At 38.3% G+C, this 13603-nt stretch carries 13 protein-coding genes; 5 read left to right on the plus strand and 8 right to left on the minus strand.

What is annotated here, in order from left to right; translation table 11 throughout:
• Window positions 1–866 precede the first annotated feature (866 nt).
• The 5 genes from GOM48_RS08215 (at window position 867) to GOM48_RS08235 (ending at window position 5304) form a co-directional block, all read left to right on the plus strand.
• Window positions 867–1877: a site-specific integrase gene (locus tag GOM48_RS08215; protein WP_001085615.1), complete on the plus strand. Its 1011-nt coding sequence runs from the start codon at window positions 867–869 to the stop codon at window positions 1875–1877.
• A gap of 401 nt (window positions 1878–2278) precedes the next feature.
• On the plus strand, window positions 2279–3022 hold the full coding sequence (locus GOM48_RS08220; protein ID WP_235097107.1) for a hypothetical protein: 744 nt from the start codon (window positions 2279–2281) through the stop codon (window positions 3020–3022).
• A 41-nt stretch (window positions 3023–3063) separates the two neighbouring features.
• Window positions 3064–3558, plus strand: coding sequence for a hypothetical protein (locus GOM48_RS08225; RefSeq protein ID WP_235097108.1), 495 nt, complete (start codon window positions 3064–3066; stop codon window positions 3556–3558).
• 200 nt (window positions 3559–3758) lie between these two features.
• Window positions 3759–4019: a helix-turn-helix domain-containing protein gene (locus tag GOM48_RS08230; protein WP_041784047.1), complete on the plus strand. Its 261-nt coding sequence runs from the start codon at window positions 3759–3761 to the stop codon at window positions 4017–4019.
• A gap of 67 nt (window positions 4020–4086) precedes the next feature.
• A complete protein-coding gene (locus GOM48_RS08235) occupies window positions 4087–5304 on the plus strand; it encodes a site-specific integrase (protein ID WP_049478365.1) in 1218 nt (405 codons plus the stop codon).
• Window positions 5305–5414: 110 nt separating this feature from the next.
• Here GOM48_RS08235 and rpsI read toward each other — a convergent pair whose 3' ends face one another.
• The 8 genes from rpsI to GOM48_RS08275 all read right to left on the minus strand — a co-directional run bounded on the left by rpsI (window position 5415) and on the right by GOM48_RS08275 (window position 13592).
• Window positions 5415–5807 (minus strand): 30S ribosomal protein S9, encoded by a 393-nt coding sequence (rpsI, locus tag GOM48_RS08240; protein WP_000075973.1) that lies wholly within the window; start codon window positions 5805–5807, stop codon window positions 5415–5417.
• Between the two features lie 18 nt (window positions 5808–5825).
• On the minus strand, window positions 5826–6272 hold the full coding sequence (gene rplM, locus GOM48_RS08245; protein ID WP_001044624.1) for a 50S ribosomal protein L13: 447 nt from the start codon (window positions 6270–6272) through the stop codon (window positions 5826–5828).
• A gap of 210 nt (window positions 6273–6482) precedes the next feature.
• Window positions 6483–7682, minus strand: a complete 1200-nt coding sequence (locus GOM48_RS08250; protein WP_235097109.1) for an ABC transporter permease — start codon at window positions 7680–7682, stop codon at window positions 6483–6485.
• On the minus strand, window positions 7679–8572 hold the full coding sequence (locus GOM48_RS08255) for an ABC transporter ATP-binding protein (protein ID WP_235097110.1): 894 nt from the start codon (window positions 8570–8572) through the stop codon (window positions 7679–7681). The genes GOM48_RS08250 and GOM48_RS08255 overlap by 4 nt, the downstream gene beginning before the upstream one ends.
• Window positions 8573–8823: 251 nt before the next feature.
• Complete coding sequence (gene pheT, locus GOM48_RS08260) at window positions 8824–11229, minus strand: phenylalanine--tRNA ligase subunit beta (protein ID WP_235097111.1); 2406 nt, start codon at window positions 11227–11229, stop codon at window positions 8824–8826.
• 76 nt (window positions 11230–11305) lie between these two features.
• On the minus strand, window positions 11306–11815 hold the full coding sequence (locus tag GOM48_RS08265; protein WP_235097112.1) for a GNAT family N-acetyltransferase: 510 nt from the start codon (window positions 11813–11815) through the stop codon (window positions 11306–11308).
• On the minus strand, window positions 11815–12861 hold the full coding sequence (gene pheS, locus GOM48_RS08270) for a phenylalanine--tRNA ligase subunit alpha (protein WP_000103739.1): 1047 nt from the start codon (window positions 12859–12861) through the stop codon (window positions 11815–11817). Before pheS ends, GOM48_RS08265 begins: the two co-directional genes overlap by 1 nt.
• A 311-nt stretch (window positions 12862–13172) precedes the next feature.
• On the minus strand, window positions 13173–13592 hold the full coding sequence (locus GOM48_RS08275) for a chromosome partitioning protein ParB (protein ID WP_235097113.1): 420 nt from the start codon (window positions 13590–13592) through the stop codon (window positions 13173–13175).
• Window positions 13593–13603: the final 11 nt, after the last annotated feature.

A 13603-nucleotide genomic window follows, 5' to 3' on the forward strand; every position in this document is an offset into this window, starting at 1 on the left:
CTTTTTTTTTGCGATTCTGATTTTTTCTGTGTGTTTAGCGTTGACAGGAACGTATGTGTAAGTCACGCTAAACACACAGTACTAGGTAAAAGTGAATAACGTAAAAAAACTTATCCTGATTTTTTTATTTTAAAATTTATGGCATACTAATAATATCAAGATAATTGATTGAGTAGAGACGTAACTAATATAGCTACGTTTTTTATGTTTGAAAGGAGGTAGCTATCGTGGAAACAGTAGGTTTAAGCTGGGTTAGGAAAGAACCAGTTTTGTATTTCATTAACTAAAAAAAAATAAATGTATAGATAATAAAAAAGATGTCAATAGCAGTTTAAAAAAATTTTTTGATCGTAACAAAGTAAAGAATAAAAGTAAAAAACGAAAGTAAATAACAGGAACCAATTTTTGTATTACATTTACCAATAAAAAATAAATGTATAGATAATAAAAGTAATGTCAACAGCAGTTTAAAAAAATTTTTTGATCATAACAAAGTAAAAAATCAAAGTATAAAAACTAAAGTAAATAACAAAAGTCTAAAAATCAAATACAAAAACTAGCTTAGCTCAGTCGCTAAATTCAGAGCAATTAAACCTGAAAAAGACTAACAAGAAAAAACAACAGATTTTTATCTGCAAGATGGAACTCTACATTTTATTTGAATTGAGTCAACTTGTCATGTTGTAAAATGACTTGGTTATCTTCTTAGCCATCAATTAAGAAGCGCCCTAAGCAAAGGGAAGATACTACATCAGTGAATATAAGCTTAAGTCACTGCACTACTTCAACTTGAATAAAAAAGACCTTAAGATTTTTCTTAAGATCTTCTTTAAAAGCACATTATCTACTATAGAAAGGAAAGAACTATGGCAAAGAAGAGACGTAGTCGTGCTGATCGACGAAAAGCTAAAGAGAAAGCTAAGAAACAACAGATGGATTCTCTAACTACTTTCGAAGGCCGTAAACAATTCGTCCAATCTAAAGGACTAACTAATCTAGTCACGCGCTTTAAAAAAGGAAAGGGTATCAAGCGAAATGAATCCAAAAAAACGGGAGAGGACATTCATTTAATCCATACCGACCGAACTCTTCATAACTACGCTGGGTCCTGGAGCAGATTTGCTTCCTTTGTTGCCTCAATAACTACTGCCGAAGATTTAGAAGCTCTTGAAAAATCTAACAATATTGAGGGATGGATTGACTTAGTAAATCAATACTTAAAACATTGTAAGAAATTAGGACTTTCTGCTCCAACCCAGTCAACCTATAAAGCAGCATTAGCCAAAGTTTTAGGAGTACCTTCTACCGCTTTTATTGCAACGGATATTCGATATCGAGCCGACAAAAAGAATAATCGTTTGAAGTCTAATGACGACAGGATGTCTGAAGAAACAAATAATCGCTGGTTCTCAATCGTATCTGCCACTGGACTACGAAAAAATGAATTAAAAGCTATTACTGGAGACTCCCTCTACCAACGTGAGGATGGCCAATATTATCTTAAAATTATTGGTAAAAAACATAAATCAAAAGGAGCACGAGATCGTTGGGTTCCGATTATTACGCGAGACAAAGAAGAATTAGAAAGGCTTGTTGAAGAATTTAAACTAGCTGGTAAAAAACGTGTGTTTCAAGTTCCAACTGCTTTAAAACCTCATAAATATCGTGCTGAATACGCAAAACGTCTTTATCTTCTTGTCGCGCGAGATCCCAAAGATATCAAAGATAAAAAAGAAAAAATTTATCTACGAGGCGAATTAAAAGGTGTTGCCCTTGATCGAAAGGCTTGTTTAATTGTATCACGTGCTCTCGGACACAATCGACCAGAAGAATTTCAAAAATCCTACGCCTATAAGTTAATCTCACAAGCAAACTAAGTAACTTTTTCCAAACATTATGATATATCTCTCATTAAAATTAAAAAATTCAACTAAATAAAAATCGTACTGAAAGTATTGATTTCTTTCTTAACATTCTTGTTCTAAACTAAAAAAATTAAAGTAGGTAAAAACCTACTTTTTTTCTTCAAAACCTTGTTACGACGCGTTTTTAAAGCACTCAAAATTGAGTGTTTTTTTGTTTTAAAAAATTTTTTTCACTAAAAAATAAAAAAAACACAGTTTTTAGTGAAGTTCCTGGCATACTAATTATATATGAAAAAAAAAGGGATAAATTGAATTACAAATGCGGTTAAAATAATTTAACTGCTTTTTTCAATCTCTAATACTTCCTAGCATAATTTCAATCAAAAATAATAGTAGAAAGGAAACCTTAAATCATGAAAAGTCAAAATAAACAGATGCATTTAAATGAGAAAGAAATTCAATCTTGTTTTAGTTTTATGAATTCCTTCTGGGGGTTTGATCGCATGGTTTTTAACTTAGGTGAAAAACTAATTGTTGACATTGAAAAACTGATAGAATTCAAAAAAAAGAATCCTCATGAAGTTAAAAAATTTACTCACAATTCAAATCAGATAGAAGATTTAATTATCCAATCAAGGGAATTCGGAAGACTTGAAATTGGAAAAATTTATAAAAAAGAAAGCGGAGATACTGTTAATTATTGCTTACTCCAGCTGAATCATGGAGGTCTAAATTTTGAAACTCTCTCTATTTCAGCAATACGAAAGAAACTAATAAACGTTATAACAGGAATCAAACAGCAAACTGGTATTTGGATTATCCCAACAATTATTAGGGTTCATGAAATGGAAATCGCATTTACATTTGCTACTGATGCGATTATTCATTTTCAAACAAGGAATTTATTATTGAGGAGCTTATCTAATACATCTCAAGTAAATAAAATAGTTTATACAAAATGTTCAACTCCTGATGATCACCATATTCTTTCAAGTAAAAAAAATGAAAACTTGTCGCATGTTCTTTACGATAAAACAGCAAAAGCAGAACATAATAAACAGATTGAATTAAACGTATCTCGTAAATACCGCATCTATAGATACGAAATGACACTGAATGAAAAAAAATTAAAAGTGAATTCAAGACTACTGACTTAGATAAACTACATAATGATCAGCTCTCTTCATTTGTATATAGTGTGATTAAGAAAGGATTATCAAACTTTAAGATAATTGTTCAAACTTCAGTAAGAGATACCCAAAATAAGTTAAAAGAATTGTACGAGGAAAAAGGTAAAGATGGATATATAAAAACATTTTTTGAAACTCAACTAAATCATGCTATGGATTATTTATATCCATTAACATTGGATGAATCTATTTTCTTGTTTATTGATGTATCTGAATTTGTAAATCCAAAAAACTCTGCAAGAACTAAAAAAAATCTTATTAAAGAAAGTAGGAGGAATGACTTAAAAAATGAAAGTTATTTTCTTTCTATTATGATTACATGGCAAGTACTATATCTCTTTCGCTTAATGCTAAATACTCTATCTCTTGTTACTATCCTTGATTTTGGTTGCTACAAGGATAATCAAAATAATGAACTCCTTTCTTTTAAAATCCCTAGTTTTACAAATGAAAAAAAGATCCATTTTTTAATGAAATTATTCAAAGCAAGGATAAAGACATAGGTTCATTCCTGGATTATTTTTTTAATAAAACTTGGAAAACACATCTACCATTTTAATATAAAGTCTGATTTAAAAAATGGAAAAGTATTGCTACAGCAACGTTTCCCTATTTTTTAAGTCTTCAACCCTTGAAGACTTAAAAAACAAAATACAAACTAAAAAAATTTAAATCTAATAGAAAGAAATAAACGGGACTATTTATGAATTTATTTATTCCAGACGAAGTGATTCGGCAATTTCAATCACTAATATCAGATACTGTTAAGAAAGAACTGGATAAATTTTTGGATATTAATGAAAATACCAATCAATTTTTAAATAAAAAGCAGACTTGTGAATATTTGAATATATCCAACAATACTTTAGACAACTGGATTAAGCAAGGCTTACCTTGCATTAAGGTTGGAAAAACTGTTCGCTTTAGCAAAACAGAAATCAATCGCTGGTTACAAAAGCAGTAGAAATTCTATGGTCATTTGTTATAATGTAACCATGGTATTTTCTAGCTCAATTCAAAAGGAGAATACTATGTCTATTACAAAAACTAAAAACGGAACCTATCGCTTACGTGTTTATATTCGTGAGGAGGTTAAATCTTCGCTAGGTATTGATAAGAAAGTGATTGAAAAACGGTTCAAATCAAGGGATGAAGCAAAAAGATACGAACGAGAACTTCAAAATAAGATTGATAAAATTCTTAGTGGCGGATCTGCTTCATTAGAGAATAGCGGTTCTATTCTCTTTTCGGATTTCTATCAAAACGTTTGGTGGCAATCTTACAAAGCAGGTCAAACTACTTCTGCTGCCAAACCACCATCTCAAGCAACTATAGTTGGAACAGAAATTGCTTTTAGAAAACACATCTTACCCTTACTTGGGAATTATTCAATAGACTTTCTTAATCAAAATAAGCAAGTTGTGCTAAATCTATTGACTCAAAAGGCTGAAGAATATGCAAATTTCAAAGTTATCAGGAGCTACGTTAACTCTATCTTTGACTGGGCAGAAGAATTAGAGTATATCGAAACTAATCGTCTCTCTAAAACCATTAGCCGTATCAAAGCAACTAAGAAAATCAAGCTACAGGAATCTAAAAAAGATGAAGATTTATATCTATCTCAAGAAGAACTTCAAGCATGGTTTACAGCTTTTGAAAAGGATTTAGAGACTGAAAAAATTCTATTCAAAGACTATGTTTTGTTCTATACTACCTTCTTTTTAGGAGATAGAAAGTCAGAGAGCTACGCTTTGCAATGGAAACATATTGATTTCAAAAATCAACAAATTCAATTGGTTCAAGCCTTAGATCGATATAAAAATCGAAAGTCAACTAAAGGGAATAAAAAGACGATTTTTTCGATTCCACAAGAACTTACCGACTTGTTAAATTCTTGGAAGAAGCAACAAAAATCTGAACTGGCTTCATTTAACATCATGCAGACTCCAGAACAGTATGTGTTTACGTACATTGATACAAAGGGAAATGTAAACAGTTGTCTCCATGCTGATTACCTTAACAACAAGATGAAATCTGTTAAGCGTCGTCATCCAGATCTTGCACATGCAACCCCTCATAAATTACGACATACAGGAGCCACACTCGCTAAACAGGCAGGAACCCCTATGGAAGATATTTCTGAAGCACTCACTCACAGTGATACAATTACAACTAAGACTTATGTCAACACTTCAAATGTAATTCCAATGGCTGTTGGAGAAATTGCCTTTCGTAATCTTAAAAAATAATAGTGTGAATTTGGTGTGAAAAGTGGTGTGAATTTTGCTAAAAATAATCAAAAAAACACCCCATGGTGTGAACCATGAAGTGCTTCGAAACGTTGATATAATCGTATTGATTAACGTTTTGAGAATTGTGATGCTTTACGAGCTTTCTTAAGACCTGGTTTCTTACGTTCAACTTTACGTGAGTCACGTGTAAGAAGACCTGCGCGTTTCAATGAATCGCGGAAGTCTGGGTCTACTTGAAGAAGGGCACGAGCGATACCGTGACGGATAGCTCCTGATTGACCAGCGTATCCACCACCTACAACGTTAACGAAAACGTCGTATGAACCTACAGTTGAAGTAACTGCGAATGGTTGGTTGATTACAAGACGAAGGTCAGCGTGTGGGATGTACTCTTCAACATCTTTTTTGTTAACAGTGATTTTACCAGTTCCTGGAACAAGGCGAACGCGTGCAACAGCGTTTTTACGACGTCCAGTACCTGCATATTGTGCTTGTGACATACTTTATTGTTCCTTTCCTTAGATAAGTCCTGAAATATCAAGAACTTCTGGTTGTTGTGCAGCGTGAGTGTGCTCAGCTCCAACGAATACTTTCAATTTCATACCTTGAGCGCGGCCAAGAGTATTGTGTGGAAGCATACCTTTAACTGATTTTTCGATCAAACGTACTGCATTTTTAGAACGAAGTTCACCAGCAGAGATTTGTTTCAATCCACCTGGGTGGTTTGAGTGAGTGTAGTAGATCTTATCAGTTGCTTTTTTACCAGTCAATTTAACTTTTTCAGCATTGATAACGATTACGAAGTCACCTGTATCAGTGTGTGGTGTGAATGTTGGTTTGTTTTTTCCGCGAAGTACGCTAGCAACAACTGCTGAAAGGCGTCCAAGAGGTACATCAGTTGCGTCAACAACGTACCATTTGCGTTCTACTTGGCCTGGTTTAGCCATGAATGTAGTTTTGTTCATGATTTCTCCTATATGAATATCATTTTTGTTTACGGGGCGGATGTTCCGGTCCGCGGGGTATTTGAAAGGTTCCGGGGCCTTACAAATGGGGTAAACAATACCGTCTACTATCATACCAAATTTTACTACTAAAAGTCAATAGATATGAAAAATATTTTTACTGATTTCGCTGTTTAACATCTAGAAAAACCTCGCTTTCGCGAGGCTCTCCTATTTGTAAGCTAAGGCACGTTTAAAGGTTTTCCAGATTCCTAAATCATCCGTTTGAAGGACTAGGCTGGCATACATGCGTCCGATAAAGACTGTTGCAGTGACTGCAAAAGCAACCGTTATGGCAAGGGAAACCCAAGCTTCTAGACCACTTGCATACCCATTTATAGCTCTAAATGGCATAAAGAAGGTCGAAATGAAAGGAATGTAGGAACCAATTTTCAGAACTAAATTATCCCCAGCAGCACCTAGAGAGGTCACACCGACAAATCCTGCTATAATCAAGATCATCAATGGAGACAAGGCCTTTCCTGAATCCTCAGGGCGAGAAACCATAGATCCTAGGAAAGCTGCTAAAACAACGTACATAAAGAGGCTAACCAAGACAAACAATAAGGTATTGAGCGAGAATGCCTCTCCTATATGGTTTAAAATACCAGATTGTGCCAAGATTGGGATATCTTTAAAGAGCAGAATGGCAACCAGCCCACCCACGACGTAAATGCCAATATGAGTCAAAATCACAAGAAGCAGAGCCAGCATGCGAGCGTAGAAATAATGACTAGCTCGGATACTAGAGAAGACCACCTCCATGATTTTAGTTCCTTTCTCGCTAGCCACTTCCTGAGCAGTGACACTAGCATAGGTAATCAAAATCATATAAAGGAAGAAACCGAGCCCTGCGGCCGCGATGGTTTGAACAATTTTTTTATTTTCCTTGGATTCATCAATCCTCTCAGTAAAGTCAACAGTTTGACTCAAGCGTTTTTCCTGTTCTTGAGACAAATTGGCTGCCGAACGATTGAGTTGGTATTGCAGTTCATTTAGCTTATTGGTTACAGCTAGCTTGATGCCACTTTCAAGAGAGGTTTCACCATGATAGACGGCCTTGATGACGCTGTCCTCTTGGTCGACGGTTAGGTAACCCTTGATTTTCTCATCCTTGACAGCCTGCTGGGCACTGGCTTCATCCTTGTAGTCAAAGTTAATACCATTGGTACTCTTGAGTCCCTCAGCTACAGATGGCACTGTTGTTACTACTGCTACCTTGCTATTTTTAGCCATCGAAGAATTTTGTAGATAGCCGATTCCTACAGATAAGGCTAAAAAGAGGAACGGCGAAATCACCATAAAGAAGAAACTCCACGACTTGACATGCCGAAGATAGGTTTCCTTCATTACAACCCACATATTTCTCATACTTCCACCCCTGATTCTAGTTTAAAGATTTCATCGATTGTTGGAGCTTGTTGGTCAAAGGTCGCAATATATTGACCTTGAGTGAGGATTGGGAAGAGTTCCCTTCCAGCACTCTCATCATCTAGGATCAATTTCCAACTGCCTTGCTTGGTCAAGCTTACCTGTTTGACATGAGGAAGGTTTTCCAGTTCTTCCTTGCTTCGTTCACTTGAAACAAAGAGACGTGTTTTCCCATATTGATTGCGAACATCCTGAACAGGTCCATGCAAGACCACACGCCCATCACGAATCATCAGAATATCATCGCAAAGTTCCTCGACGTTGGTCATAACATGGTCAGAAAAGATAATGATTGCACCGCGCTCTTTCTCTTTCAAGATGACCTGCTTGAGCAACTCAGTATTGACTGGATCCAAACCACTAAAAGGCTCATCCAGGATAATCAAGTCTGGCTCATGGATCAGGGTGATAATCAGCTGAATTTTCTGCTGATTCCCTTTGGAGAGGCTCTTGATTTTATCAGTCAGCTTTCCTTTCACTTCCAGTTTCTCCATCCATTGAGGGAGTTTTTCCTTGACCTCCTTAGCATCCATGCCCTTTAGAGTAGCCAAGTAGCGAACTTGCTCAAGGACTGTCAATTTAGGCATAAGGCTGCGTTCCTCAGGCAGATAGCCAATCCGAGCATAGGTTTCCTGACGAATCTCCTGCCCATCCAGACTGATCTCTCCTTGATACTCTAAAAATTTCAACATACTGTGGAAAATCGTTGTTTTCCCAGCACCATTTTTCCCTACAAGCCCAAGAATCCGTCCTGGACTTGCTTGAAAATCTACACCAAACAAGACTTGCTTGGAGCCGAAACTTTTCTCTAGATTTCTTACTTCTAGCATTTTTCACCTCCGAAATATGTTGCACTTATTATACTCCTTTTTGATAGCCTTTACAAGGATTTATGTACATTTTTATCTTGTTCATCCTTCCTTAAAAACTAAACTCTCTAAGGATTTTGAGTACCCAAGTGATAGAACAATTATAGTCCATTAAAGTGCATAAAGGTGCTTTTACTCCTCAATTGTCCATTTTTGATCCTGAATTGTCATTTTGAAAAGCAAAAATCCACCCCGAAGGATGGATTGATGAGTTAACGCACTTCTGCATTCACTTTTTCTTCGAGTGAAGCTTGGATTTTTTCCATGTAGCGCGCCACTTCTTCGTCCGTCAGGCTATCTTCTGGATTTTGGAAGGTCAAGCTATAGGCCATTGACTTCATACCAAGTCCCAATTTTTCACCTGAGAAGACGTCAAAGAGTTTGATATCTGTCAAACGTTTCACGCCTGCAGCTCGGATAGCATCTACAACTTCTTGGTGAGTGACTTCTGCCTTGAGAAGTAGAGCAATATCACGACTAACCGCTGGGAATTTGGTAATTTCCACAAATGGAGTAGCTGGTTGAAGGGCAACTTCGATAGCTGAAAGGTTGAGCTCCGCTACATACGTTTCTGGAATATCATAAGCCTTGGCAGTGACTGGATGCACTTGGCCAAGGAAACCAAGAACTTGGTCACCGAGTGAAATCACAGCTGTACGGCCTGGGTGAAGACTAGCAATTTCATCTGTTGCTGTATAGGTCACTGCAAGGCCCAAGCGAGTAAAGAGCGATTCTAGAATTCCCTTAGCATAGAAGAAATCAACTGGAACTGCTGCCGTTTGGAAATCTTTTTCAGCAACCAAGCCTGTCAAGGCAAAGGCAAAGCTATTGATCTCATTTGGAAGTTCTTCTTTTGGATTACCTGTTTGTTCAAAGACTTTTCCAATCTCGTAAAGTGCCAAGTTTTTGTTCTTACGAGCCACGTTGTAGGCAACTGTATCAAGGATACCTGAAATCATATTTTGACGGAGGACTGAACGATCCACTGTCATTGGCCACATGAGTTCTGTCAGCTTGCTTGGTTGAGCTGTAAACTCAACTGCTTTTTCAGGAGTTGTCAGAGCGTAGGTAATGATTTCTGTCAAACCCGCTCCTTCGGCGATGGTACGAACTTGGCGACGCAATTTTTGTGTCGCAGTCAATTCACCAGCTGTACCATCATCTTTTGGAAGACTAGTTGGCAAGCGATCATAACCATAGATACGGGCGATTTCTTCAAAGAGGTCCGCTTCGATAGTGATATCCCAACGACGACGGGGTACGCTGACTGTAAATGATTCTGCATTGCTAGAAAGGCCAAAGCCAAGACGACGGAAGACATCTTCCACATCAGCATAGGAAAGCTCCGTACCAAGGACGCGGTTAACGTCTGCAAGAGTCGAAGAAACTTCCACATCAGAAGTATCAAGCTGGCCTGCTGAAACGATTCCCTTACGAACCGTCGCACCTGCAAGCTCAGCAATCATGCTAGCTGCCGCATCAAGGGCTTCATTGACTGTTGCTACATTAATGCCTTTTTCAAAACGAGAAGATGACTCAGAACGAAGGTTGAGGCGACCGCTAGTCTTGCGAATCGATTTGCCATTGAAAACAGCCGCTTCAAGGACAACACGACTAGATTTTTCAGAGATTTCTGTAGCCTGCCCGCCCATGACACCTGCAAGAGCTACTGGCTTGTCTGCGACAGTGATGACTATGTCATTTGTTTCCAAGTCACGTTCTTCACCGTCCAAGGTCACCAATTTTTCACCAGCACGCGCTTCACGCACACGGATGTCAGTCCCTTCAAAGGTATCCAAGTCAAAGGCATGCATTGGTTGACCAAAGTAGAGCAGGATGTAGTTGGTTACGTCTACGACATTGTTAATCGGACGGATGCCTTCGTTCATAAGGAGGTTTTGCAACCATTGTGGACTTGGTGCGATGGTCACATTGTCCAAGATACGGGCCGCATAATAAGGTGCCTTGTCTGTCTCAATGCTTACAGAAAGGGCATCTGCTGCAGTTTCATTGGTTTCTGTTAAACTGAATTCTTTAAAGTTGACTGCCTTGTCATAGATGGCTGCCACTTCGTGCGCTACGCCACACATAGAAAGAGCGTCCGCACGGTTGGGTGTGATGGAAAGTTCGATGATTTCATCATCCAAGTCTAGGTAAGAAAAGACTTCATCCCCTGGAACAGCATCTTGAGGCAAGATTTGAATACCATCTGCAAATTCCTTTGGCACAACTGAGTCAGAAATACCTAATTCACCAAGTGAACAGATCATTCCAAGTGACTCCAAGCCACGGATTTTCCCTTTTTTAATCTTGTAATTGTCAGCAATACGAGCTCCTGGAAGAGCTACCATGACCTTGATACCAGCACACACATTTGGGGCACCACAGACGATCTGACGCGCTTCTTCTTCGCCCACATTAACCTGACAAACATGAAGGTGCGTTCCTGGCACATCTTCGCAAGACAAGACCTCACCGACGACAATTTTTGAGAGACCGGCAGCTGGTGATTCGACACCCTCTACCTCAATCCCTGTAGTTGACATTTTTTCAGCCAACTCTTGTGATGGCACATCAATGTCCACCAATTCTTTTAACCATTTATAAGATACAAGCATAATTTAGTTCTCCAGAATGACAGTTGCCACTCTAGTTCTTTTCCTTTCCTATCATTTCAATAGAAGAATCCTCTTCTTACCTTAATTTCTTTTTCAGTAACCAATCTGTATCTACTTTTTGACCAACCATAAAACTATGTTGGCTAAATTTTTCAAAACCATATCGGTTATAAAACGCTTGAGCTTTTGTATTATGCTCCCAAACACCTAACCAAGCCCAGGAAAAACTATTTTTGGTAGCAAGTTCAAGAGCGAATTCAAACAGTTGCTTACCTAGTCCAAATCCTTGGAATTTTTGTAGCACATAGAGGCGTTGAATTTCAAAAGCACCCTCTAATTCTCTCTCAGTCTGAGCACTTCCCCAGTTGACTTTGAGAAAACCAGCTATCTCCTCTTCATGCATAATGAAATAGGTTTCGGAATCTGGATTTTCCAACTCAGTTGGCAAAACTCTCAGACTATAAGTCTCTTCAAAGTATTCCTGTAACTGCTCTTCCGTATTATCATGAGCAAATGTTTCACGAAAGGTTTGTTTGGCAATTTTGGACAACACCCCAATATCTGCCTTTTCTACTTTTCTAATCATTATTTAAACTGTTCTGAGAAGCGGACATCTCCTTGATAGAATCCACGGATATCGTTGATTCCGTAACGAAGCATGGCTACACGCTCTTGTCCAAGACCAAAGGCAAATCCAGAGTAGACAGTCGCATCGATTCCACTCATTTCAAGGACACGTGGGTGAACCATACCAGCACCCATGATTTCGATCCAACCTGTTTTCTTACATACGTTACAGCCTTCTCCACCACACTTAAAGCAAGAAACATCCACCTCGACAGATGGCTCTGTGAATGGGAAATAAGATGGGCGCAAACGAATTTGACGCTCTTCGCCAAACATTTTTTGGACAATCAACTGAAGCGTTCCTTGAAGATCAGCCATAGAGATGTTTTTCCCAACAACCAAACCTTCGATTTGGTGGAATTGGTGACTGTGGGTTGCATCGTCTGTGTCACGACGGAACACGCGCCCCGGTGAGATCATTTTCAAAGGACCTTTTGAAAAATCATGAGCATCCATAGCACGCGCCTGAACTGGAGACGTGTGGGTACGGAGTAAAATCTCTTCTGTGATGTAGAAAGTATCCTGCATATCGCGAGCTGGGTGATCTTTTGGAAGGTTCATACGCTCGAAGTTATAGTAGTCTTGCTCCACTTCAAAACCATCCACGACTTGGTAACCCATCCCGATGAAAATATCTTCGATTTCTTCACTGGTTTGTGTCAAAACGTGACGGTGACCTGTCGCAACTGGGCGACCTGGAAGTGTCACATCAATGCTCTCACTTGCTAGTTGAGCTGCGACTTTCTTTTCTTCCAAGAGCTTTGCTGTTTCTTCAAAGGCCGCTGTCAAGATATCACGCGCTTCATTGACGTGTTTCCCGATGATTGGACGCATCTCAGCAGAGACATCCTTCATCCCTTTGAGGATTTCCGTAAGCGACCCTTTTTTACCAAGGACAGAGACACGCAAGTCTTGCATCTCTTTTTCATTTTCAGCAGTAATCTGCTTCAAGCTAGCCAGCGTTTCTTCTCGAAGCGCTTTTAATTGTTCTTCAATAGTTGACATAATTCCTCCATCAGTCTCTCGTAGATAAAAAGAAAACCACATGCCAAAAACTCCACTCGGAGCGTTGACACGCGGTACCATCCGTTTTCATCTGACAAGTCAGACCTTCATTTCTAAATCCATGCGCAAGTGAATTCACCCAGCTTTCATATAGAGAGCTTGCAGTCACGGCTCTCCTCCCTGATATACTTCCCTTGAGTTACTAGTCTTGCGGATTCCTATTCAATTACTACTTAGTTTATCAGATTTTTAGTTAAAAAACAAGTTAGATTAGACTAATTTCAGTATAAAAAGGAACAAGACACAATGCATCACCTATTTGCAGGGTCTGTTTCATCTGCTTTCCTTTTCAATAAAAGAGTTGCTGCTTGATTAAAACCATCACACCAGTTATACCATTTTGCTTCATACTCATCTTGAGATACGATATGATTTTTTAAATCCAGAACAGAGTAAATCTTTCTTTCCTCACAAGCTTGCGCATAGAGATAATACAGTTCATCGCCACCATCTCTATCCCACTTAGCAGAAATCGTATCCCTACCTGCCAATAAAGCCTGATAAGCCCTGTGATGCCCATCTGTAATTAACAAGTAATCTCCGAACGCAAGAATACTGATTGGAGCAACATTGCTCATTTCTTCCGGCTGATAAAGCATTTGGATATCTTGTAACTTCTTTTCTGATAAGTATAGTTGAGTCGGATGGAGATCTGTTATATTGACTTTCATTTCTTTCTCCT

The organism is Streptococcus oralis (genome assembly GCF_021497885.1).
GTDB lineage: Bacteria > Bacillota > Bacilli > Lactobacillales > Streptococcaceae > Streptococcus > Streptococcus oralis_BQ.